We start from the raw sequence: 22,407 nt of genomic DNA on the forward strand, positions 1-22,407 counted from the left end.
CGCCGTCATTTCCCGCCCGGCACCTGTCGCGCAATCCCATTGCCGGCCGCATCGGCAGCCCGATTCCAGCTCGGCGCCATCGTCATGTTGCGATGCGGCACGAGTCTGCTAAACGAAGGGCATCCGCCTGGACCCGGTGAAAGCCCGGGTGGCTCTTCCGGCCGCCGATCCGCCGGACCACGCAATCGAGACGCATCACGGCCTCGCGCAAGGCGCGGGCAGCGGTCTCCTGCGGACAATCCATGACACCATCTCCGACGCGCCCCCGCGCCTCCGTCGCACGGATCCGTGCCGACATCCTCTCCGGCATCGTCGTCGCCCTGGCGCTCATCCCGGAAGCCATCGGCTTCTCGGTGATCGCCGGCGTCGACCCGAAGGTCGGCCTCTACGCCTCCGTCGTCATCGCTTGCGTGATCGCCTTCGCGGGCGGCCGCCCGGCGATGATCTCGGCCGCGACCGCGGCAACCGCCGTCGTCATGGTCGATCTCGTGCGCGAGCACGGGGTGCAGTACCTCTTCGCGGCCACGATCCTGATGGGCGTGATCCAGATCGCGGCCGGCCTGCTCAGGCTCGGGCGGCTGATGCGCTTCGTCTCGCAATCCGTGATGACGGGCTTCGTCAACGCGCTCGCCATCCTGATCTTCCTGGCGCAGCTTCCCGAGCTGACCGGCGTGACGCCTTCCACCTACGGCCTGATCGCGCTGGGCCTCGCCATCATCTACGGCGTCCCACGGGTCACGCGGGCCGTGCCGGCGCCGCTCGTGGCCATCGCCGTGCTCACCGTGATCACCGCCGTGTTCCACCTCGACGTGCGCACGGTCGCGCATCTCGGCGCGCTGCCCTCCACCCTGCCGAGCTTCGCCCTGCCGCAGGTGCCCCTCACCTTCGAGACCCTGCGCATCATCCTGCCCTACGCGGCGACGCTCGCCGCGGTCGGCCTGCTGGAGAGCCTGCTGACGGCCCAGATCGTCGACGACATGACCGACACGCCGAGCAGCAAGAACCGGGAATGCGTCGGGCAGGGCGTGGCCAACATGGCCTCGGCGCTGTTCGGCGGCATGGGCGGCTGCGCGATGATCGGCCAGTCGGTGATCAACGTCTCCTCGGGCGCGCGCGGCCGGCTCTCGACCTTCGTGGCGGGCAGCGTCCTGCTGGTGCTCCTGGTGGCGCTCCAGGACCTGCTCGCGATCGTGCCCGTCGCCGCGCTGACCGCGGTGATGATCATGGTCTCGCTCAACACCTTCCAGTGGCGCTCGCTGGCCCGGCTGCGGACGAACCCCCTGCCCTCCTCGGTGGTCATGGTGGCGACCGTGGCGGTCGTCGTCGCCACCAAGGACCTCGCCCTCGGCGTGCTGATCGGCGTGCTGCTGTCGGGCGTCTTCTTCGCGGGCAAGGTCTCGCGGCTCAGCCGGGTCGCGTCGGACCTCTCGGCCGACGGCCGGGTGCGGACCTACCGGGTGACGGGCCAGATCTTCTTCGCCTCGGCGGGCACGTTCGGCGAGGCCGTCGACGTGCTGGAGCCGGTCGAGCGCATCGTCATCGACGTGCACGCGGCCCATTTCTGGGACATCTCGGCGATCGGCGCCCTCGACCGCGTGGTGACGAAGGCGCGCCGCCAGGGCAAGCAGGTGGAGGTGATCGGCCTGAACGCGGCCAGCGCCACCCTGGTCGAGCGCTTCGCCACCCACGACAAGGCCGACACGGACGCGACGCTGCCGACGCATTGAGGGCGCGCCTGCCGCCGGAGCCGGCGGCAGGCAAGAGCACGCGCCGATCGGATCACGCGTTCTCTATCAATCAGATAGAGCATTTTCTTTCGCAGAACCGGCAACCGCTTCTGCGGAAAATGCTCTCGAGACGGATTTACCGATCAGGTCGAAGCAACCTGATCGGATCCGGCTCTGGGATCAGGCCCGTGCCGGCGCCTTCTTCAGGGCGGCGGCGAAGGCCTTGAGCTGGCGGTTGAGGTCGGCGAGCTCGTTCAGGGCGATGGTCTTGTGCCCGTCCTTCACGGCCCGCTCGATGTCCTCGACCTGCGTCGCCACGAGCCGACGCAGGGCATCGGCGAGTTGTTCACGGTTCATCGTCGCGCTCGCCCTCCTGGCCACGGCCCCGTCATAGGGCGGTAGCCTTAACCGGGGGTTTTCGCGGGACTCAGGTCCGCCAGGGATGGGCCGGCAGCTCGGTCTTGCCGATGGCCTTGGCGCCGGCCTCGGCCACCGCGTCGTCGTTCTCCACCGTCGAGCCGCTGACGCCGATGGCGCCGGACATCACGCCGTCCGCATCCACGATCGGGATGCCGCCGGGGAAGGTGATGAGCCCGTCATTCGAGTGCTCGATGCCGTAGAGCGAGCCGCCGGGCTGGGAGAGCTGCCCGATCTGGCCGGTCTTCATGCCGAAGAACACGGCGGTCTTGGCCTTCTTCTGCGCGATGTCGATCGAGCCGACCCAGGCGTCGTCCATGCGGTAGAACGCCTTCAGGTTGCCGCCCGAATCGACGACCGCGATGCACATCTGGGTGCCGAGCTCGACCGCCTTGTCGCGGGCGGCGCGGATCGCGGTGTCCGCCTGTTCGATCGTGACGTGCATGGTGGATCTCCTCCGAACTGGACCGCTCGGGCTTGCGGATACTCAAGGACCTGGAGCGATGCCCGGTCCGACGGGACCGGGGCACGTCTCCAGGCAAGTCAGATAGGGCGGCCGGCTCCGCCCGCGGGACCGCGCGCCAGCCATGTCACCGAGGCATAGGCCCCGAGCCAGGAGCCGAGCGCCGCGAACACGACGTAGAGCGCGTTCTGCGTGTAGTTGATGACCGCGAAGGCGGAGAGCAGGTACCAGACCGCGCTCCAGTTCGCCGCGCGGATGCGATGCCGGGCGCCGACCGCGGCATTGAAGAACACGTAGGCCGCATCCGTCACGGCGGTCGCGGCGACGACCCCGAGGGTGACGAGCGGATCGAGATCCGCGTGCGGGATGCCTGGGACCTGCATGGGCGCCTCCTGCTCCCGCCCCCGGGGCGGGCGCAGGAGGCTGCCCGAGACGCACGGGCCCGCCAAGCGGGCCGGCTGCCCCGCGCGCCGCGGACCGGGCGCGCGGGGAGCACGAGCGGCCTACTTCATCGCGTCGGCCTTCTCGATCAGCGCCTCGGCCATGCGGATCGAGGCGATGTCGATCAGGCGGCCGTCGAGAGCCACCGCGCCGCGGCCGGCCTTGGCGGCCTCTTCCATGGCCACGAGGATGCGGCGGGCCTTCTCGACCTCCTTCTCGGAGGGCGTGAACACCTCGTTGGCCAGCTCGATCTGCGAGGGGTGGATCGCCCACTTGCCCTCGTAGCCGGCGGCGGCGCAGCGGCGGGCGGCCGAAATGTAGCCGTCCTGGTCGGAGAAGTCGCCGAAGGGACCGTCGATCGGGCGCAGGCCGTAGGCGCGGCAGGCCACCAGCATGCGCTGCTGGGCGAACAGCCACGGATCCTGCCAGTGGGTCTCGCGGTTGCCGCCTTCGTCCTTGTCCGTGAGCACGGAGTAGTCTGGGTTGACGCCGCCGATCACGGTGGAGCGGGTGCGGCAGGAGGCGGCGTAGTCGGCCACGCCGAAGGACATCGCCTCGAGGCGCTTGGAGGACTGGGCGATCGCCTCGACATTGGCCATGCCGAGCGCGGTCTCGATCAGCACCTCGAAGCCGATCTTCTTGTCGCGCTTCTTGGCCTGCTCGATCTGCGTGACCAGCACGTCGATGGCGTAGACGTCCTGCGGCACGCCGACCTTGGGGATCAGGATCATGTCGAGGCGCGGACAGGCCTCAACGATGTCGACGACGTCGCGGTACATGTAGTGGGTGTCGAGACCGTTGATGCGGATCATCATGGTCTTGTTGCCCCAATCCAGGTCGTTGAGCGCCTGGATGATGTTGGTGCGGGCCTTCTCCTTGTCGTCGGGAGCGACCGCGTCCTCGAGGTCGAGGAAGATCACGTCCGCGGCGGAGGCGGCCGACTTCTCCATGAAGGTCGGGTTGGAGCCGGGCACGGCCAGCTCGGAGCGGTGCAGCCGGGCCTTGGCCTGCGGGATCAGGGTGAAGCTCATTCTCGTTTCTCTCCTCGTGAAGGCTCTTCCGGCCGCTGCGGGACCCGCGCGCAGCTACAGCGCCCGAACCGCCGGGTTCAACATGGCGCCCGTCGCGGCGAGCGACAGAGCGGCGATAGCGTTTCCGTCCGCCCTCTCCCCGCGCGGGGTGGAGAGGGCCGCCGCGCTCAGCCCGTGGCCCCGAAGCCGACGGCGATGCAGTTGATGGACAGGAGGAGCGCCGACTTCACCGCCTCGCGGCGGTCGTCGTCGCTCTCCGCGCGGAAGCGGCGCAGCAGCTCGACCTGCTCGCGGCTGACCTGATTGATGGTCGGCAGCCGCCCCTGCAGGCGGTCGCGGAAGAGCGGGAAGCGCTCGGCGAGCTCGCGCCCGCCGCTCACCCGCAGCACCATCTCCTTGGTCAGCGCGTATTCCGCCTCGACGAGGCGGAAGATCCGGGAGCGGATGCCCTCGTCGGCGACGAGGCCGGCATAGTCCCGGGCGATGTCGAGATCGACCATGAGCAGCGTCTTCTCGACCTCGTCGAGGACGAGGCGGAAGACCCGCGATTCCTCGAACAGGCGCCTGAGCTGCGCCTCGCCCTCCGGCCCCCGCACGTCGAGGAAGCTCTGGATGCCGGAGCCCACCCCGTACCAGCCGGTGATGACGTGCCGGTTCTGCGACCAGGCGAAGACCCAGGGAATCGCGCGCAGGTCCGAGAGCGAGCGGGCGCCGAAGCGCCGCGCGGGCCGCGAGCCGATGTTGAGGAGCGCGATCTCGTCGAGGGGGCTCGCCGCCTGGAAGTAGTCGACCAGCCCCTCCGTCTGCAGCAGGTTGACGTAGGCCGCCCGCGAGGCGCCCGAGAGCGCCTCCATGGCGTCGTCCGCGCCCAGCCGCGCCGCGCCGTTGCCGTTCGGCTCGGGCGCCAGCGCATGCTCCAGCACGGAGGCCGCGAGCAGCTCCATCTGGTAGGCCGCGGTGCCGCGGTTGGCGTACTTGAACGAGACGACCTCGCCCTGCTCGGTGATGCGGAAGCGGCCCTGGATCGAGCCCGGCGGCTGCGCCATGATCCCGCGATGCGTCGGCACGCCGCCGCGGCTCACCGAGCCGCCGCGGCCGTGGAAGAAGGCGATCGGCACGCCGACATGGTTGCCGAGCACGGTGAGCCGCGCCTGCGCCTTGTACAGCTCCCAGTTCGAGGCGACGAAGCCGCCGTCCTTGTTGGAGTCCGAATAGCCGATCATCACCTCCTGCACGCCGCCCTGCCAGCGGGTGGAGCGGCGCACCACGGGGATGCTGAGCAGCTCCTTCATGATGGCGGGCGCGGCACGCAGGTCGTCGATCGTCTCGAAGAGCGGCACGATCGGCAGCGGGCAGATCTCGGTGCCCGTGGCGTCGAGGAAGATGCCGGCCTCCTTGGCCAGCAGGTAGGCGCCGAGCACGTCGTCCACGGAGCGCGTCATCGACAGGATGAAGGCGCCGAAGGCCTCGCGGTCGAGGGTGTCGCGCATCTCGCCGACGAGGGCGAAGGTGTCGAGGGTCTCGCGGGCGGCGTCGGGCAGGTCGTCGAAGCTGCGGTCGGGGTTGCGCGGCCGGGCGAGCTCCGCCAGCAGCCAGTCGCGCCATTGCGGCGTATCCGGCTCCGGGGGCGTGCGCGTCCCGCCATGCTGCTGCGTCCAGAGCGCCTGGAGCGTCTGGGTGGTGCGCGTCGAGTTCTCGCGCAGGTCGAGCCGCACGGTGGAGAAGCGGAAGATCTCGACCATGCGCCGGACCGGGCGCACGAGATCGGTGGCGAGCCCCGTGCACTTCGCCTCGGCGAGTCCCCGCTCCAGGGTGCGCAGGTCGTTGATCAGCCCGTCCGCGCTCGCATAGTCGGGCCCCGTCGGCGAGCGGCCCTCGTTGCGCGCGATGGTGGCTTCGAGCTTGCGCAGGATGCAGGTGAGGAACTGGCGGTAGGCCTCGCCCGGGTTGCGGCCGGCGATCGCCCGGGCATCGCCGCTCTCGGAGAGGGCGTGGGCGAGCTCGGCCTTGAAGGCCTCCGGCACCGGCAGCGAGCGCTCGGTGAGCGAGAGCATGCGGGCGAGGTGCTCGATGCCGTCGCGGTAGCGCCGCAGCGAGGCGAGCGCGTTGCGCTTCAGGGTCTCGCGGGTGACGCTCGCGGTGACGTAGGGGTTGCCGTCCCGGTCGCCGCCGATCCAGCTTCCGAACTGGAAGAAGGGCGGCACCTCGAAGGCCTCGTCGGGATAGTAGCGCGCGAGCACCTCCTCGAGGGAATCGATCACCTCGGGCAGCATCTCGAACAGGCTCTCGTCGAAGAAGTGCAGGCCCCAGGCGACCTCGCGCTCGACGGTGGGTTTCTCGAGATGCAATTCGCCCGTCATCCAGACCAGCTCGATCTGGGCGCGCAGCTCGTTCATCAGGCCGTTGCGCTCGCGCTCGGTCCAGCGCGGCATCTCCAGCTCGCGCAGGACGAGGTAGATGCGCCGGAACTTCTCCAGCACCGTCACGCGCTTGCCCTCGGTGGGGTGCGCCGTGATGGTCGGGCGGATGCGCAGGTCCTTGAGCAGGGTTTGGATCCGCGGGGCCTTGATGCCGCGCGAGGCGGCCTCGGCCAGCACCTTGGCGAAGGAGCCGCCCAGCGCCTCGCGGCCCTCCGAGCGCTCGATCTGGCGGCGGCGGCGCATGGCCGTGTTCTGCTCGGCGATCGAGATGAGCTGGAACCAGATGCCCTGCACCTGAAGCGCGCGGGCGAGCATCTCCGGCGTGAAGCGCGAGATGTCGGCGGTGCCGTGCAGCACCGCCTCCAGTTCCGGCTCGTGGCGGCGGGCCACGTCGAGCAGGGCGTGGAACAGGATGTCGAGGGGCTCCTTCGCCGAGGTGCCGGTGATGACCGGGGGGGCGAAGGCGTTCTCGTCGGCGTGGCCGGGGGAGGCGTGCAGTGTTCTGGTCATGGGGCCCACCTCGGGCAACGGGTGCGCCGTCTCGCGGGCCGACGCTGCGGCCCGCCGTGGCGGATAAGGATCGAGCGCGGGTCCCCTCTCCCGTTCGGGAGAGGGGGCCCGTTGCGGCCTCAGGCCGCTTTCTTCAGCACCTGGGCCACGGTCTCGCCGAAGGAGCCCGGGTCCGGCGCCACGGTGAGGCCGTAGGAGCGCATGATCTCGGCCTTCTCGGCGGCGCTGTCGCCGGTGGCCGAGATGATCGCGCCGGCATGGCCCATGCGGCGGCCCTTCGGGGCGGTCAGCCCGGCCACGAAGCCGATCACCGGCTTCGACATGTGCTCCTTGATCCAGGCCGAGGCCTCGGCCTCCTGCGGACCGCCGATCTCGCCGATCATCAGGACCGCATGCGTCTCCGGGTCCTTCTCGAACAGGGCGAGGTGGTCGAGGAAGGAGGAGCCGTTGATCGGGTCGCCGCCGATGCCGACCGAGGTCGAGATGCCGAGACCCAGCGCCTTCATCTGCGAGGCCGCCTCGTAGCCGAGGGTGCCCGAGCGCGAGATCACGCCGACATTGCCCTTGAGGTAGATGTGGCCCGGCATGATGCCGAGCATCGCACGTCCCGGCGAGATGATGCCGGCGCAGTTGGGGCCGACCACCATGGTGCGGCGCTCGCGCGGGTAGCGCATCAGGTAGCGCTTCACCCGCATCATGTCCTGGGCCGGGATGCCGTCCGTGATCGAGCAGACGAGCTTCAGGCCCGCATCCGCGCCCTCCATGATCGCGTCCGCCGCGAAGGGGGGCGCGACGAAGGTGATCGAGGTGGTGGCGCCGGTGGCCGCCACCGCCTCCTTGACGGTGTTGAACACCGGCACGCCGAGATGCGTGCGGCCGCCCTTGCCGGGGGTGACGCCGCCGACGACGTTGGAGCCGTAATCCAGCATCTCCTTGGCGTGGAACGTGCCCTTGTCGCCCGTGATGCCCTGGACGATGATCGGGGTCTTCTCGTCGATGAGAATGCTCATGGCGTGATCTCCCCCTTAGCTCAGCGGTTGCCCATGGTGGCCTTGGCGCTCTCGCAGGCGTCCACCGCCTTGCGCGCGGCCTCCGACAGGGTGTCGGCGGTGATGAGGTCGAGCCCGCTCTCGGCCAGGATCTTCTGGCCCGCCTCGACGTTCGTGCCGGCGAGCCGCACCACCAGCGGCACCTCGATCTTCACCTCGCGCGCCGCCTTCACGACGCCCTCCGCGACCCAGTCGCAGCGGTTGATGCCGGCGAAGATGTTGACGAGGATCGCCTTGACGTTCTTGTCCGAGAGCACGAGCCGGAAGGCCGTGGCCACGCGCTCGGGGGAGGCGCCGCCGCCGACATCGAGGAAGTTCGCCGGCTCGCCGCCCGCGTGCTTGATCATGTCCATGGTGGCCATGGCGAGGCCGGCGCCGTTGACGATGCAGCCGATCTCGCCCTCAAGCCCGATATAGCTGAGGTTGTGCTCGGCGGCCTGGGCCTCGCGCGGATCGCCCTGCGAGGGATCGTGCATGTCCGCGATGTTGCGGCGGCGGAACATGGCGTTGTCGTCGAAGCTCATCTTGGCGTCGAGCGCCAGCACCCGGTCGTCCTTGGTGACGACGAGCGGGTTGATCTCCAGCATGGTGCCGTCGCAGTCGCGGAACGCCCGGTAGGCGTTCATGATGGTCTTCACCGCGGCCGAGACCTGCTTGATGTTCAAGCCCAGCTGGAAGGCGATCTCGCGGGCCTGGAACTGCTGCAGGCCCACCGCCGGCTCGACCACGATCTGGATCAGCGCGTCCGGATCGGTGGCGGCGATCTCCTCGATGTCCATGCCGCCGCGCTGGCTCGCGATGACGCGCACGCGCTCCGCCTTCCGGTCGAGCACGTAGCCGAGATAGAGCTCGCGCTCGAACGGGTCGGCGGTCTCGATGTAGACCCGCTGCACCGGCTTGCCCTCGGGGCCGGTCTGGATCGTGACGAGGCGCTTGCCGAGCAGCTCGCGGGAGGCGTCGCGCACCTCGTTGTAGGTGCGGCAGAGCTTGATGCCGCCGGCCTTGCCCCGCGCGCCGGCGTGGATCTGGGCCTTCACCGCCCAGAACGAGCCGCCGAGCTCCGTCGCGGCGTAGACCGCTTGGTCTGGGCTGAACGCGACGGCGCCCTTCGGGACCGCGACGCCGAAGCTCGCAAGTAGCTCCTTGGCCTGGTACTCGTGGACGTCCATCCGCACCTCCTCCGATTTATCGAGACCGCTGGTCTTCCAGGCCGGCCTTTTCGGCTCTGTCGGCCTTGCGCACGTTATATCCGCAAGTTTTGTTTCGCGGGAGCGCCCTAGCAGGTCAAATTTTTTGACATCCGCGTTGAGTTCGCCTTGAGGCTTGGCGGAATGCTATTTGTATTCAATGGTGCAGCGCACGAATTCTCGAATGCGACTGCCCTCGGACGTGGCGCCATCCGATGGAAACGCCCCCGACCGCACCGGCCGGGGGCGGAAATCTGAGACGCGCTCAGTTCACCTTGGCCTTGACCACCTCGTAGACGCGCTCGTTCAGCGCGCCCGCCTCGGCGAGCAGGCCTTCGAGCTCGGCGAGCCGCTCCTCGGCGAAGGCGCGGTCCTCAAGGCCCTTGGCGTTGACCCAGACGTTGAGGGCGGCGCTGCGCAGGCCCGCATAGGCCGAGAGCACGGCGACGCCCGCGTCGCTGATCACGTTGAGGTTGCCCTTGTCGGCGGCGATCGCGGCGAGGTCGATCACCGCGCGGCAAGCGCGGCAGCAGGCGAGCGGCACGTCGGTGGCGACCTTCAGCGCTTCCTGGATCTTCGCGGTGCGGGCCGCCTTCTGCTCGTCGGTGTCCTTGGGCAGGCCGTAGGCGCCCATCACCGCGTCGAAGGCCGTCACGTCCTCGGCGATCATGGCGGTGAGCGTGGCGCGCAGGCCTTCCGACTTGGCGAGCACGTCCTTCAGGTCGGCCTCGACCTCGGCGTACTTCTTCTTGCCGATGGTGAGGTTGCACACCATCGAGACCAGGGCCGCGCCCATGGCGCCGGAGATGGCGGCGGCACCGCCGCCCCCGGGGGTCGGGCTGGAACTGGCCAGCCCGTCGAGGAAGGTCTTGATGGTCTCGTTCTCGGCCGAGTTCGTCCCGGGCATGCCTTGCCTCCTCAGGCCATCTTCTTGGCGAGCGCGTAGATGTCCTCGGCGTCGAGCACCTGCTCGGTGTTGTCGAAGAGCTGGCCGACGCAAGCGCGGTGGAGCTTCAGCTTGAGGCCGCCGATGCCCAGCGCGCCGAACGACTTCTTGCCGTGGCGGTCCTTGCCCTTGTCCATCGCCTCGATGCCGCCGATGCCGAGCGGGGGCTGGGCGTTGTAGTCGGCGACGAACTCGATCGAGGCCTCGTCCTTCCAGGCTTCCTCGGGGACGAGCTCCAGGCCGATGGCGCCGGCCGAGAACACGATGTTCTGGCCCTTGATGATCCGGGCGCGGGAGCCCGCATCCGGCGTCTCGGCGGCGGCGACGCTGACGCCGAAGCGCTTGTTGACGGCGTCGGCCGAGGCCTGCGCCTTGTCGAGCGAGCGGCCGCACAGGGTCACCTGCGCGCCCTCCCGGGCGAGAAGGGCGGCCGAGCGCATGCCGACCGGGCCGGTGCCGGCGAGCACCACGGCCTTCTTGCCCTCGAGCGAGCCGGCGGCCTTGGCGACGAGCGCCACGCCTGCCGCCGCGGTGGTGTTCGAGCCGTTCGAATCGAGCATCACCGAGACGCGGAAGGGTCCGAAGAAGCGCTTCTTGACGGCCGCGAGCACCGCCTCGCCGGCCGCCATGTTGCCGCCGCCGACGAAGATCGCCGTCGACTTCTTCTCGGAGCCGCCGCGGGTGTAGATCGTGCCGTCGACCAGCGCGCCGACGCTCTCGGGCGTCACGTTGCCGTAGCCGGTGATGTGGTCCGCCCCGCCGTCATAGCCGACGACCGTGTCGAACACGCTCGGCACCGGGTCGGTGTCGAAGAGGAACAGCAGCTTCTTCATCGATCTCGTCCTTATCGCCCGCCTGGGGCGTGATGGGGGGTGTCGTCAGGTCATGGGATCCCCAAGGGACAAGTCCCCTGGGCGGGGCGCCGGGGCAGCGCCCCGGCATGTTCCAGGGCTCCGCCCTGGGCCAGCGAGAGGGGTGACCCCTCTCGACACCCGAAATTCAGCCCTCGACCACGTTCTGCGGCTTGCCGGCGACGAAGGCCTCGACGTTGTCGACGAGCTGGTCGGCGAGGATCTGCATCGCCTCCTTGCTCGCCCAGGCCACGTGCGGCGTGACGATGAGGTTCGGCAGGTCGGCATCGCACAGGATGTTGCCGTCCTTCGGGGGCTCCTGCGCCACCACGTCGAAGCCCGCGCCCGCGATGGTGCCGTTCTTCAAGGCCTCGAGCAGCGCCGCCTCGTCCACGAGGCCGCCGCGGGCCGTGTTGATGAGGATCGCCGAGCGCTTCATCTTCGCGAACTGCTCGGCCCCGATCATGTTGCGGGTGTCGGGCGTCAGCGGCACGTGCAGGGTGATCACGTCGGACTGCGTGAGGATCGTCTCGAAATCGACGAGGCCCTCCTGCGGGAAGACGTCGTAGGCGATGACCTTCATGCCGAGCGCCTCGGCGCGCTTGGCGATCGACTTGCCGAGCGCCCCGTAGCCGACGATGCCGAGCGTCGAGCCGGCGATGTCGTAGATCGGGTAGTCGAAGTAGCAGAACTGCGTGGACTTGGCCCAGTCGCCGCGCCGCACCGAGTTGGCGTAGGGGACGATCGCCCGCCGCAGGGCGAACATCAGCCCGACCACGTGCTCGGGCACGGTGTTGAAGGCGTAGTTGCGGATATTGACGACGGTGATGCCCTGCGCCTTGGCGGCGGCCTTGTCGACCACGTCCGTGCCGGTGGCGGCCACCGCGATCAGCTTCAGGTCGGGGAGCTGCTTCAGCGTGTCGGCACGCATCGGCACCTTGTTGATCAGCGCGATCTCGGCGCCCTTCAGGCGCGCGACGATCTCCTCCGGCGTCCAGGTCGACTCGTACTCGGTGTACTCGTGCGGGAAGTTGAACTCCCGAACCTTGGCGTCGAGGGATTCGCGGTCGAGGAACACGATCTTCTTCGTCATGAAACCCTCATCGATCTCTGGCGGGACCCGCGCACCGCGCAGCGGATCCCGGCTGCATCCGCCAATCTAGGCCGGAAGCGGCGCCTTTCCTCCCGACGCCGGTTGATCCGGTCGCCTCGGTGCGCCCCCGTGAGAAGGCGCCCGTTGGACCCGAGACGGGTCCGGCCGCGGGACGAGCTCCCGCGGCCGATGGTTCGTTCAGCCCGTCGGGGCCTTCAGGCTCACGCTTTGGCGAGCGGGTTCTCGCGCAGGTAGCTCGAGGCCGCGGCGACGCCGGAGCCCGGGGTCACCTTGATGCCGTTGTCGAGCATCGCCATCTCGGCGCCGGCGATGGCGCCGAGCAGCGACAGCTCGTTGAGGTCGCCGACGTGGCCGATGCGGAAGACCTTGCCCGCCACCTTGTTGAGGCCGGCGCCCAGCGCGAGGTTGTAGCGCACGAAGGCGTGCTTGATGATCGCGGCGGCATCGACGCCCTCCGGCACCACGATCGCGGTGACGGTGTCGGAGTTCCACTTGGGCTCCTTGGCGCAGGTCTTCAGGCCCCAGGCCGCGACGGCCTGGCGGGTCGCCTCGCCGAGCACGTGATGGCGGTGGAAGACGTTCTCCAGTCCTTCCTCGAACAGGCAGGCGAGCGCCTCGCGCAGGCCGTAGAGCAGCGGCAGGGCGGGGGTGTAGGGGAAGTAGCCGGCACCGTTCTGCTTCTTGTGGTCTTCCCAGTCGAAGTAGACGCGCGCGAGGCGGTCGTTGCGGCCGGCGGCGCCCTCGGCGACCTTGATCGCCTTGGGGCTGACGCAGATCACGCCGAGGCCGGCGGGGAGCATCAGGCCCTTCTGCGAGCCGGCGATCGCGCAATCGACCTTCCACGCGTCCATCTTGAAGGGCAGCGAGCCGATCGAGGAGACGCCGTCGACGAAGAGCAGGGCCGGGTGGCCGGCCGCGTCGATGGCCTTGCGCACCGCGCCGACATCGCTGGTGACGCCGGTGGCGGTCTCGTTATGGACCACCATCACCGCCTTGATCTCGTGATTCTTGTCGGCGCGCAGGGCCTCCTCGATCTTCTGCGGATCGGCGCCGGTGCCCCACTCCTCGTCCTGGATGATCACCTCGAGGCCGAGGCGCTGGGCCATGTCGATCCAGAGATGGCTGAACTGGCCGAAGCGGGAGGCCAGCACCTTGTCGCCGCGCGACAGGGTGTTGGTCAGCGCCGATTCCCAGATGCCGGTGCCGGAGGCCGGGAACAGGAAGATCGTGCCGTCGGTCGAGCCGTAGATCTTCTTGGTGTCCTGGAACAGCGGCTTGGTCAGCGCCGGGAAGTCCACCGAGCGGTGATCCTCGGAGGGCACCAGCATGGCGCGCTGGACGCGGTCCGGAATGTTGGTCGGACCGGGAACGAACAGGTGATTGCGACCGGGGCGTCGGGTTGCCGCCATGATGTTTCCTCCAAAATCCCATGCGGGACGCCGGCACGTCTTCAGGCCCGGCGTCGGGTGATCGTTCAGTCGGCAGGCTGTTCGGGTCCGGAAGGCCCGGACGGGGCCGGATCGGACGGTCGGTCGTCGACGGAGCGGCAGGGCGGCCTCTTGCCGCCCGCGGTCGCGGCATGCCTGCATGCCGGTCGCCTCCGAAAGACCGTGCTCTCCATGCGACGGCCGCGTGAGCGCTGCAAGCGCCCGGAGCCGTCTCCAACACCTTCCTTGGTTGTCCTGCCTTAGCTGTCCTGCTCTCGCAGCCTTGTCGTCGCCTCGCCGACCCCGGGGCCGGCCCGGACGCCCCTCGGCTCGGGCGGGATTATGACCGTCCAAGTCACGGAAAGAAAACCGGAAAAACTTCGGGGCTCCGGAAAAAAAATTTGCCTTGCGGTGCAGCACGAAGCCCCTGCGATTGACGGGCTTTTACTGCAATGCAGCATCGCAGGAGCGGCGAAACACAGGCGGAAGCCGGCTGAGAGCCGGGCTCTGTCGGGGGCAGCGTCATCAAACTGAGATGGGTTTGCGGTTTGGCTCCGCCCGCCATCTGCCGGGAGGCGCGCATGGGTGAGGACTCGGAAGCCATCCGCGTCAGAACGCTGTTCCTGTCCGATCTGCATCTCGGGACGAAGGGCTGCCAGGCCGGCCTGCTCCTCGAGTTCCTGAAGGACTACGACGCGGACACGATCTACCTCGTCGGCGACATCGTTGACGGGTGGCAGCTGCGTTCGGGCTGGTACTGGCCGCAGGCGCACAACGACGTGGTGCAGAAGCTGCTGCGCAAGGTGCGCAAGGGCTCGCACCTCGTCTACGTGCCGGGCAACCACGACGAGTTCCTGCGCGACTATATCGGCACCACTTTCGGCGGCATCGAGATCGCCGACAGCCGCATCCACGAGAGCGCCGACGGCAAGCGCTACCTCGTGATCCACGGCGACCAGTTCGACATGGTGGTGCGCCACGCCCGCTGGCTCGCGCATCTCGGCGACGGCGCCTACACCTTCGCGCTCTTCGTCAATACCGGACTCAACCGGATCCGCCGGCGGCTCGGCCTGTCCTACTGGTCGCTCTCGGCCTGGGCCAAGCTGAAGGTGAAGAACGCCGTCAACTTCATCGGCCAGTTCGAGGAGTTCCTCTCCGAGGAGGCCCGGCGCCAGGGCGCGGACGGGGTGATCTGCGGCCATATCCACCATGCGGCCAACCGCGAGATCTCGGGCCTGCGCTACCTCAACACCGGCGACTGGGTGGAATCCTGCACGGCGATCGTCGAGCATTACGACGGGCGCATGGAGGTGCTGAACTATCCGAGCCTGCTCCGCGCCCGGGCGGCGGCCGCGGAGACGCGCCGCGAGGCGCCCGAGGCGATGCCCGGACGGCGGGCGGTCGCGTGAGGCTCCTGATCGCCACCGATGCGTGGCATCCGCAGGTCAACGGCGTGGTGCGCTCGCTCCAGCACATGGTCGATGCCGGCCGCGCGCTCGGCTGCGAGCCGGTGCTGCTGACGCCCTCCGACTTCCGCTCCATGCCGATGCCGGGCTATCCCGAGATCCGCCTCGCCTACGCGACGCGGCGGCGCGTGGCCGAGCGCTGGGACGGCTTGGCCCCGAGCCATGTCCACATCGCGACCGAGGGCACGGTCGGCTACGCCGTGCGCCGCCACTGCCTCGCGACGGGCCGGCCCTTCACCACGAGCTACCACACGCGCTTCCCCGAATATCTCGCGGCCCGCGCGCCGGTGCCGGAATCCTGGACCTATGCCTGGCTGCGCCGCTTCCACGGCGCGGCGCGCGGCACCATGGTGAGCACGCCCTCCCTGGAGCAGGACCTGCGCTCCCGCGGCTTCCGCAACCTGATGCGCTGGACGCGCGGCGTCGACACCGCCCTGTTCCACCCGGAGGCCGGCCCCGCGCCAGTGGCGCTCGCCGGCCTGCCGCGCCCGCTCTTCCTCTTCGTCGGGCGGCTCGCGGTGGAGAAGAACGTCGAGGCCTTCCTCCGCCTCGACCTGCCGGGCAGCAAGGTCGTGGTCGGCGACGGGCCGGATCGGGCGCGGCTCGCGGCGATGGCGCCGGAGGCCCGCTTCCTCGGCACCCGCACGGGGACCGAGCTCGCCGCCCTCTACGCGGCAGCCGACGTCTTCGTCTTCCCGAGCCTGACCGACACCTTCGGCATCGTGCTGCTCGAGGCGCTCGCCTGCGGCACGCCGGTGGCGGCCTATCCGGTGACCGGCCCCCTCGACGTGATCGGGCAGACCGGCGCGGGGGTGCTGGATACGGATCTGCGCGCCGCCGCCCTCGCCGCGCTCGCCGTGCCGCGCGCGGTCGCGCGGGCCGAGGCCCTGCGCTACAGCTGGGCGGAGAGCGCGCGCCAGTTCTACGCCAACATCGCGGACGCGCACGAGTCGGACCCGCCGCCCCAGACCCGCGGCCAGGCAGCCCTCGGCCTCGAATCGACGGCGTGACGGCGGCGGGGCCAAGTGCCAGAAGGGGCCGCAACCCCGGACCCGAGCCGATGCCCCCCTTCGATCCCGCCTCCGCCGCCAGCTACCCCGCCGTGATCGGCTGCGACGAGGTCGGGCGCGGGGCCCTGTGCGGGCCCGTCGTGGTGGCCGCGGTCTATTTCGATCCGGCCGTGCTGCCCTCCGATCTCCTCACCCGGCTCGACGACAGCAAGCGCGTGCCCGAACCGATCCGCGAGGCGCTGACACCGCTGATCCGCCAGCATGCCCGCGTCGCGGTGGCCGCCGGCTCGCGCGCCCTGATCGACCGGGTCAACGTGCGCGTGGCGACCCTCGACGCCATGGCCCGGGCGGTGCGCCGCCTCGGCCTCGACGCCACCGTGCTGGTCGACGGGCGCGACCCGGTGCCGGGCCTGAGCCAAGCCTGCCGCGCGGTGATCGGCGGCGACCGCCTGGTGCCGCAGATCGCGGCGGCCTCGATCGTCGCCAAGACCGTCCGCGACGGCCTGATGCGCCGCCTCGCCTCCCGGCATCCGGACTACGCCTGGGAGCGCAATGTCGGCTACGGCACCGCCGCCCACCGCTCCGGCCTCGCCGCCCGCGGCCGCAGCCCGCACCACCGGCTGACCTTCACGCGGGCCTACGGGTGACCGCCAACGCGATTCAGAACAGCGCGAGCTGCGCCCCCGGCACGGCGAAGGCGTCGCAATTCAGCCGCAGGCGCTCCTCCGGATAGCCCAGCCGGGCCCGAGCGAGGCGCATGCGCTGGGCGATCAGCTCGGCGTAGGGACCTTGCCCGGTCATGCGCCTGCCGAAGGTCGCGTCGTAAAGACGGCCGCCGCGCGATTGCGCGACGAGGGACAGCGCGCGACCCTGCCGGCCGGGATAATGCTCGGCGAACCAGTCGGCGACGAGGTCCTTCAGCTCGTGCGGCAGGCGCAGCAGCACGTGGCTCGCCTCGCGCGCGCCGCAGGCGCGGGCCTGTTCGAGGATCGCCTCGATCTCGTGGTCGTTGAGCGCCGGGATGATGGGGGCGACGATCACCATCACCGGCACCCCCGCCGCGCTCAAGGAGCGGATCGCCTCCAGGCGCTTGGCCGGATGGGGGGCGCGCGGCTCCATGCGCCGGGCGAGCACCGGATCGAGGGTGGTGACCGAGATCGCGACCTTCACGAGGCCCTCCGCCGCCATCGCCGCCAGGATGTCGCGGTCGCGCAGGACGAGGTTCGACTTGGTGACGAGGCCGACCGGGTGGCGGAAGCGGGCGAGCACCTCCAGCACCGCACGGGTGATGCCGTGCTCGCGCTCGATCGGCTGGTAGGGATCGGTGGCGGTGCCGAGCGCGATGCTGCGCGGCCGGTAGCCGGGGGCGGAGAGCTCGCGCTCCAGGAGGCGCGCGGCGTCGGGCTTGGCGAAGAGCCGCGTCTCGAAGTCGAGCCCCGGCGACAAGCCGACATAGGCGTGGTTCGGCCGCGCGAAGCAGTAGATGCAGCCGTGCTCGCAGCCGCGATAGGGGTTGATCGAGCGGTCGAAGGGGATGTCGGGGGAGGTGTTGCGGGTGATGATCGCCCGCGACCGTTCGCGGGTCACCTCGGTGCGCCGCGACGCTGCCGGCTCGGGCTCCCAGCCGTCGTCGAAGCTCTCGCGGGCGTGAGGCTCGAAGCGACCGTCGGGATTGGCCGTCGCGCCCCGGCCGCGCCGCGCCTCGGCCGGGACCGCCGCGCCCGCCGGACCTCGAAGGCGCGGCGCCCTGCTCCCACCCGCATCGCCCATGCCGCCCCCCGCACGATCACCGCTCGGAACATAGCGCGAACAAGCCTGGGACAGAACGCTCATAAATCAGGCATATCGGCCTTTTCGCGCCTTCGGCCCGGCGCCAGGCGGCGGATTTGCCGGACCGGGTGGTTCCCTCGCTGCCAAAATCGGTTATCGGCGCGCATGCTCTCCGCGGTGACCTATATCGCGCGGCCCGCCGAACCGGACGCGATCGACCAGCTTGCCGACACCCTGGGCACCCTGGTGGCGGGGGTGGCGGCCGGCCTCGTGAGCGACGCGGTGATCGTGGCGGGGGCCGAGAACGAGGCGGTGGCGACCGTCGCCGAGGCCACCGGCGCGACTCTGGTCCTGCGCCCGCGCGGGGGCAGCCCGTGGATGGCGGGCGCCCGCATCGCCCGGCGCGACTGGGTGCTGTGCCTCGCGGCCGGCGACGTGCCGGCGGAGGGCTGGATCCGCACCCTCGACCGCTTCATCGGCACGGCGCGGCCCGAGACGGCGCTCGCCCGCCTGCGCCGGCCGCATGGCGGCCTGCCGGCGCGGCTCGCCGTGCGGGGGGAGGGCGTGATCGGCGTGGCCCGGGCGCGTGCCGGCGACCTCGTGCGGCGCGAGACGCTGTTAGCCGGTCCGATCTTCAGCCCGCGCCTCAAGGCGCGCCGCTTGATCGCCCGGATCGACCGGGCCTGACGCTCACACCGAGACCGAGGCGCCCCGGCGCAGGTGCTCGTCGAGCCGCGGCATGATCTCGACGAAGTTGCAGGGCCGGTGCCGGTAGTCGAGCTGCTGCGCCAGGATCCCGTCCCAGGCGTCGCGGCAGGCGCCCGGCGAGCCCGGCAGCACGAAGACGTAGGTCGCCCGCGCGACGCCGGCGGTCGCGCGCGACTGAAGCGTCGAGGTGCCGATCTTGTCGTAGGAGATGCGGTGGAACACCGCCGAGAAGCCGTCCATGCGCTTCTCGAACAGCGGCTCCAGCGCCTCGGGCGTCACGTCGCGCCCGGTGAAGCCGGTGCCGCCGGTGGTGATCACCACGTCGATCGCGGGGTCGCGGATCCAGGCCTCGACCTGGCCGCGGATCGCCGGAACCTCATCCGGGACGATGGCCCGCCCCGCGAGCCGATGGCCAGCCTCGCCGAGGCGCTGGACCAGGGTGTCGCCGGAGCGGTCGTCCTCGAGCCGGCGCGTGTCCGAGACGGTCAGCACGGCGATGCCGAGGGGGATAAACGGACGGTCCGAGGGGGTCGGGGCGGCCATGCTCGGCTCCTGTCAAGAGCATTTCCCGCGGACGTGGTTGCCGGTTCCGCGACAGAAAATGCGCCACGGCGCGCGGCATGCCCGTGAGAAGGATCATGGACATGCCGCGCGCGTCGGCCCCGATATGGGGCCGCGCGGGCGCCGCGTCACGGTGATGTCAGCGCGCCGCGAACAGATCCGGCCGGCGCAGGCGCAGGGCGTAGACGAGGACGAGCGTCTTCATGTCGGCGATGGTGCCGTCCTCGCTCATGCGGGCGATCGCATCGAGGGGCAATTCGTGCACGCTGATCGCCTCGTGCTCCTCGCTGAGGCCGCCGCCGGGCCCGGCCTTGTCACCCTGGCCGTAGGGGGCGAGGAACAGGTCCATGCGCTCGGTGGAGATGCCGGGCATCGACCACGCGCTCGCGACCGGCTCCAGGGCGCCCAGGCGCAGGCCCGTCTCCTCGTAGGCCTCGCGGCGGGCGCCCTCGGCGGGGTCGCCCTCGTCGAGGATGCCGGCCGGCACCTCGATCACCTCCGGCGGCCCCTCCGCGAACAGGACGGGCGCGCGGAACTGCGAGATCAGCACGCCGACGCGCCGCTCGGGATCGTAGGGCAGCACCGCCACCGCCCGCCCGTGATCCTCCATCTCCCGCTTGACCCGGCGGCCGTCGGCCATCGTCACCTCGGCGACGAGGAAACGGGCCCAGCCGTCGTGGATGAGGCGGGTTCCGCCGATGATGGGTGCCATGCGCATCCTCTGGAGAAGGGGCATGCCGGCCCCGGGAAGCCCGGGCCGCATGAAGCGGGAATGCGGCACCAGCACGAACGGCTCGGGGCGATTCGTGGATTCCGCCGGACTTATACCAGACGGCGCTGAGCGCGACTCATCGCCGTCTGCCCGCGCGACGGCGCGGCGGCGGTCGTCCGCCGGGCGCGTCGATCCCGACCAGGGGCCGGGATCGACGCACTTGGTACTATCCAGCGGGATCGGGCCCCGCGCCGCCGCGGCGGATGGTGAAGCGCAGGAGCGGGCCGTCGCGCTCGGTGGCGTCGAGGCGGTCGCCGGTCTCGCGCACGAGGTTCGGGATGTCGATGGCCGCCATCGGGTCGGTGCAGCTCACGCGCAGGCGCGCGCCCTCGGGCAGGCCGCGCAGGGCCTTGGCGGTGCGCAGCACGGGCAGCGGGCATTTCAGGCCGCTGAGATCGAGGTCGAGGGCGGTCTCGTCGGTCATGGTCTCGTGCGAAAAGCCCCGCCGGGAGGGCCCGGCGGGGCTTCGTATCCTGTTCGGCTCGGGCCGTCCTACCAGCCGTAGCCCTGGTAGCCGTAGGCGGGGTAGCCGTAGCTGTAACCGTAGCCGGCCGGGGCGTAGCCGTACCCGTAGGCCGGGTAGTCATATCCGTAGCCGCCGTAATAGCCGTAGCGCGGCGCGGAGCTCGCCGCGATGGCGCCCCCGATCAGGCCGAGCGCCGCGCCGGCCGCGAGCGCGCCGCCGACGTTGCGGCGGTATCCATAGCCACGATAGCCGTAGCCCCGATAGCCGTAGCCGCCGCCGTAATAGCCGCGGCGCCAGCCGACATTGTCCACCGTGGCGGCGGCGCCGCCAACCTGGGCGCCGGTCAGAGCCGGAAGCGGGGCGGCCTCCGCGGTACCGACGGTCCCGGCGGACATGCCGAGGGCGGTCGTGCCTGCGAGGGCGAGAGCCATGAAACGCGACATGATCGCTGTCTCCTGAGGTTGAGTTGCCCTGAAAAACGGCCTCGCTGCCGTTCCGTTCCGGGGTAATCCGTCCGGCCACGCGCCGGCGTGCGCGGCGGCACGCGGCCGCGCACGCTCAACCTCTCTCCGCCTGCTCGCCTAAGCGCCGCGGCTGGCCTCAGAAAACGCATTCCGCGAAGGCGGGTTCGACGGAGCGCTGCCAGCGGGCCTCGTAATCCGCGAGCAGTTCCTCCGCCCGCGAGCGGCCGGCGGCGACGATCGCCTCCAGCGGCTGCAGGTACTGCGTCTCGTCGCGGCCCGATTCGTCGCGGCGCGCCCGTGCCTGCAGCCCGGCGCGGGCGATGGCGAGCGCCTCCGCCGCGACGGCGCCGAGGCTGCGCCCGCCGCAGCCGCAGACCGGGGTGGCGAGGCCGAGGCGCGGCACCGTGGCGCGCATCGCCTCGCGCGTCTGCGCGCTCCAGCCCTTCACGAGGTCGAGGACAGCGTCGAGGGCGGATTCATCGTAGAGCAGCCCGGTCCAGAAGGCGGCCTGGGCGGCGATCATGCCGGGCCCGCCGACATCGGAGCCCCGCATCTCCAAGAAGCGCTTCAGGCGCACCTCGGGGAAGGCGGTGGAGGCGTGGTTCGCCCAGTCCGAGACGGTGGCGTACTCGCCGGGCAGTTGCGGCAGCTTGCCGGCCATCAGGTCCCGGAAGGAGGCGCCCGAGACGTCGTGGTAGATGTCGCCGCGCTTGACGAAGTACATCGGCATGTCGAGCAGCCAGTCGACATAGCCCTCGTAGCCGAAGCCCGCCTCGAAGGCCCGCGGCAGCATGCCGGTGCGGTCGGCATCGGTGTCGCGCCAGATCTCGGAGCGGCGGGAGAGGTAGCCGTTCGGCCGCCCGTCGGTGAAGGGGGAGTTGGCGAAGAGCGCGGTCGCCACCGGCTGAAGCGCCAGCGAGGCGCGCAGCTTGCGCACCATGTCGGATTCGGAGGCGAAGTCGACGTTCACCTGCACGGTGGAGGTGCGCAGCATCATGTCGAGGCCCAGCGTGCCCACCTTCGGCATGTAGGCCGCCATGATGCGGTAGCGGCTCTTGGGCATGACGGGCGTCTCCTCGCGCCGCCATTTCGGGCTCATGCCGAGGTCGAGGAAGCCGATGCCGAGGGGCTCGGCCACGCGCCTCACGGCGGCGAGGTGCTCGTCGAGCTCGCGCACCGTGGCGTGGACGTCGGGGAGCGCCGCGCCCGAGAGCTCGAACTGGCCGCCGGGCTCGATCGAGATCGCGCCGCCGGCCTCGGAATGCAGGCCGATGATGGTGCCGAGATCGGTGATCGGCTCCCAGCCGGTCTCGCGGGCGAGGCCGTCGAGGAGCGCGCGCACGCCGCGCTCGCCGGCATAGGGCACCGGCTCGCGGGTCTCGCGGTAGAAGGGGATCTTCTCGTGCTCGGTGCCGATCCGGAAGCGCTCGCGCGGCTTCTCGCCTTCGGCGAACCACGCGACCAATTCGGCACGCGTGGTGATCGGGGTCGAATCTGAGGTGTCGCGCGCCATGCGCCGCCCGTCCGTAACGTCGGTGGTGTGCGGGAAGGGACACGCACCGGCGAGCCAGGGTCATGCCCGTCGCACGGGATGTCGTGCGCTTAAT

Annotated in this window: 22 protein-coding genes and 1 other annotated feature; of the genes, 5 read left to right on the forward strand and 17 right to left on the reverse strand. The window is 70.5% G+C overall.

What is annotated here, in order from left to right; genetic code table 11:
- Positions 1 to 126 precede the first annotated feature (126 nt).
- Positions 127 to 182: a sequence feature (sul1 is cis-regulatory element that is thought to sense ions involved in sulfur or methionine metabolism; They are found in Alphaproteobacteria), on the forward strand.
- A gap of 60 nt (positions 183 to 242) precedes the next feature.
- Positions 243 to 1,727: a SulP family inorganic anion transporter gene (locus tag MTDSW087_RS11680; RefSeq protein WP_144763983.1), complete on the forward strand. Its 1,485-nt coding sequence runs from the start codon at positions 243 to 245 to the stop codon at positions 1,725 to 1,727.
- Positions 1,728 to 1,907: 180 nt separating this feature from the next.
- On the opposite strand, the gene MTDSW087_RS30115 is transcribed toward MTDSW087_RS11680, so the two are convergent.
- The 11 genes from MTDSW087_RS30115 to MTDSW087_RS11730 all read right to left on the reverse strand — a co-directional run bounded on the left by MTDSW087_RS30115 (position 1,908) and on the right by MTDSW087_RS11730 (position 13,565).
- Positions 1,908 to 2,084 carry a hypothetical protein gene (locus tag MTDSW087_RS30115; RefSeq protein ID WP_185156795.1) on the reverse strand — a complete coding sequence of 59 codons (177 nt, stop codon included), beginning with the start codon at positions 2,082 to 2,084 and terminating at the stop codon, positions 1,908 to 1,910.
- Between the two features lie 70 nt (positions 2,085 to 2,154).
- On the reverse strand, positions 2,155 to 2,589 hold the full coding sequence (locus MTDSW087_RS11685; RefSeq protein ID WP_144763985.1) for a GlcG/HbpS family heme-binding protein: 435 nt from the start codon (positions 2,587 to 2,589) through the stop codon (positions 2,155 to 2,157).
- A 98-nt stretch (positions 2,590 to 2,687) separates the two neighbouring features.
- Complete coding sequence (locus MTDSW087_RS11690) at positions 2,688 to 2,990, reverse strand: hypothetical protein (RefSeq protein ID WP_144763987.1); 303 nt, start codon at positions 2,988 to 2,990, stop codon at positions 2,688 to 2,690.
- Positions 2,991 to 3,110: 120 nt separating this feature from the next.
- The gene (locus MTDSW087_RS11695) at positions 3,111 to 4,079 is read right to left on the reverse strand and encodes an HpcH/HpaI aldolase/citrate lyase family protein (protein WP_144763989.1); all 969 of its coding nucleotides are present in this window, start codon (positions 4,077 to 4,079) and stop codon (positions 3,111 to 3,113) included.
- Between the two features lie 167 nt (positions 4,080 to 4,246).
- On the reverse strand, positions 4,247 to 7,009 hold the full coding sequence (locus MTDSW087_RS11700) for a phosphoenolpyruvate carboxylase (protein WP_144763991.1): 2,763 nt from the start codon (positions 7,007 to 7,009) through the stop codon (positions 4,247 to 4,249).
- A gap of 119 nt (positions 7,010 to 7,128) precedes the next feature.
- Complete coding sequence (gene sucD, locus MTDSW087_RS11705; RefSeq protein WP_144763993.1) at positions 7,129 to 8,019, reverse strand: succinate--CoA ligase subunit alpha; 891 nt, start codon at positions 8,017 to 8,019, stop codon at positions 7,129 to 7,131.
- A gap of 20 nt (positions 8,020 to 8,039) precedes the next feature.
- A complete protein-coding gene (locus MTDSW087_RS11710) occupies positions 8,040 to 9,227 on the reverse strand; it encodes a malate--CoA ligase subunit beta (protein WP_144763995.1) in 1,188 nt (395 codons plus the stop codon).
- Between the two features lie 283 nt (positions 9,228 to 9,510).
- Positions 9,511 to 10,152: a methenyltetrahydrofolate cyclohydrolase gene (gene fchA / locus MTDSW087_RS11715; protein WP_144763997.1), complete on the reverse strand. Its 642-nt coding sequence runs from the start codon at positions 10,150 to 10,152 to the stop codon at positions 9,511 to 9,513.
- An 11-nt stretch (positions 10,153 to 10,163) separates the two neighbouring features.
- Complete coding sequence (locus MTDSW087_RS11720) at positions 10,164 to 11,024, reverse strand: NADP-dependent methylenetetrahydromethanopterin/methylenetetrahydrofolate dehydrogenase (RefSeq protein ID WP_144763999.1); 861 nt, start codon at positions 11,022 to 11,024, stop codon at positions 10,164 to 10,166.
- A 166-nt stretch (positions 11,025 to 11,190) separates the two neighbouring features.
- Entirely contained in the window at positions 11,191 to 12,135 is a 945-nt protein-coding gene (locus MTDSW087_RS11725; protein WP_144764001.1) for a D-2-hydroxyacid dehydrogenase, read from the reverse strand.
- Positions 12,136 to 12,356: 221 nt separating this feature from the next.
- A complete protein-coding gene (locus MTDSW087_RS11730; RefSeq protein ID WP_144764003.1) occupies positions 12,357 to 13,565 on the reverse strand; it encodes an aminotransferase class V-fold PLP-dependent enzyme in 1,209 nt (402 codons plus the stop codon).
- 599 nt (positions 13,566 to 14,164) lie between these two features.
- On the opposite strand from MTDSW087_RS11730, the gene MTDSW087_RS11735 reads away from it, so the two are divergent.
- From MTDSW087_RS11735 to MTDSW087_RS11745, 3 genes are read left to right on the forward strand one after another with little or no spacing between them, the layout of a single operon-like run.
- Entirely contained in the window at positions 14,165 to 14,992 is an 828-nt protein-coding gene (locus MTDSW087_RS11735; RefSeq protein WP_144764005.1) for a UDP-2,3-diacylglucosamine diphosphatase, read from the forward strand.
- Positions 14,989 to 16,059: a glycosyltransferase family 4 protein gene (locus tag MTDSW087_RS11740; RefSeq protein ID WP_144764006.1), complete on the forward strand. Its 1,071-nt coding sequence runs from the start codon at positions 14,989 to 14,991 to the stop codon at positions 16,057 to 16,059. Before MTDSW087_RS11735 ends, MTDSW087_RS11740 begins: the two co-directional genes overlap by 4 nt.
- A gap of 50 nt (positions 16,060 to 16,109) precedes the next feature.
- A complete protein-coding gene (locus MTDSW087_RS11745; protein ID WP_144764008.1) occupies positions 16,110 to 16,706 on the forward strand; it encodes a ribonuclease HII in 597 nt (198 codons plus the stop codon).
- 13 nt (positions 16,707 to 16,719) lie between these two features.
- Here MTDSW087_RS11745 and MTDSW087_RS11750 read toward each other — a convergent pair whose 3' ends face one another.
- Positions 16,720 to 17,892, reverse strand: a complete 1,173-nt coding sequence (locus tag MTDSW087_RS11750; protein ID WP_373321987.1) for a PA0069 family radical SAM protein — start codon at positions 17,890 to 17,892, stop codon at positions 16,720 to 16,722.
- Between the two features lie 102 nt (positions 17,893 to 17,994).
- On the opposite strand from MTDSW087_RS11750, the gene MTDSW087_RS11755 reads away from it, so the two are divergent.
- Positions 17,995 to 18,516, forward strand: coding sequence for a hypothetical protein (locus tag MTDSW087_RS11755; protein ID WP_144764012.1), 522 nt, complete (start codon positions 17,995 to 17,997; stop codon positions 18,514 to 18,516).
- A gap of 3 nt (positions 18,517 to 18,519) precedes the next feature.
- Here the strand turns inward: MTDSW087_RS11755 and moaB are convergent, their stop codons facing one another.
- The 5 genes from moaB to MTDSW087_RS11780 all read right to left on the reverse strand — a co-directional run bounded on the left by moaB (position 18,520) and on the right by MTDSW087_RS11780 (position 22,313).
- Entirely contained in the window at positions 18,520 to 19,080 is a 561-nt protein-coding gene (gene moaB / locus MTDSW087_RS11760; protein ID WP_144764014.1) for a molybdenum cofactor biosynthesis protein B, read from the reverse strand.
- Between the two features lie 157 nt (positions 19,081 to 19,237).
- The gene (locus MTDSW087_RS11765; RefSeq protein WP_144764016.1) at positions 19,238 to 19,810 is read right to left on the reverse strand and encodes an NUDIX domain-containing protein; all 573 of its coding nucleotides are present in this window, start codon (positions 19,808 to 19,810) and stop codon (positions 19,238 to 19,240) included.
- 226 nt (positions 19,811 to 20,036) lie between these two features.
- A complete protein-coding gene (locus MTDSW087_RS11770; protein WP_144764018.1) occupies positions 20,037 to 20,294 on the reverse strand; it encodes a sulfurtransferase TusA family protein in 258 nt (85 codons plus the stop codon).
- A gap of 68 nt (positions 20,295 to 20,362) precedes the next feature.
- Complete coding sequence (locus tag MTDSW087_RS11775) at positions 20,363 to 20,779, reverse strand: hypothetical protein (RefSeq protein WP_144764020.1); 417 nt, start codon at positions 20,777 to 20,779, stop codon at positions 20,363 to 20,365.
- Positions 20,780 to 20,936: 157 nt separating this feature from the next.
- Positions 20,937 to 22,313, reverse strand: coding sequence for a glutamate--cysteine ligase (locus tag MTDSW087_RS11780; protein ID WP_144764022.1), 1,377 nt, complete (start codon positions 22,311 to 22,313; stop codon positions 20,937 to 20,939).
- Positions 22,314 to 22,407: the final 94 nt, after the last annotated feature.

Origin of the sequence: Methylobacterium dankookense, from assembly GCF_902141855.1 — a bacterium.
Taxonomy (GTDB): Bacteria; Pseudomonadota; Alphaproteobacteria; order Rhizobiales; family Beijerinckiaceae; genus Methylobacterium; species Methylobacterium dankookense.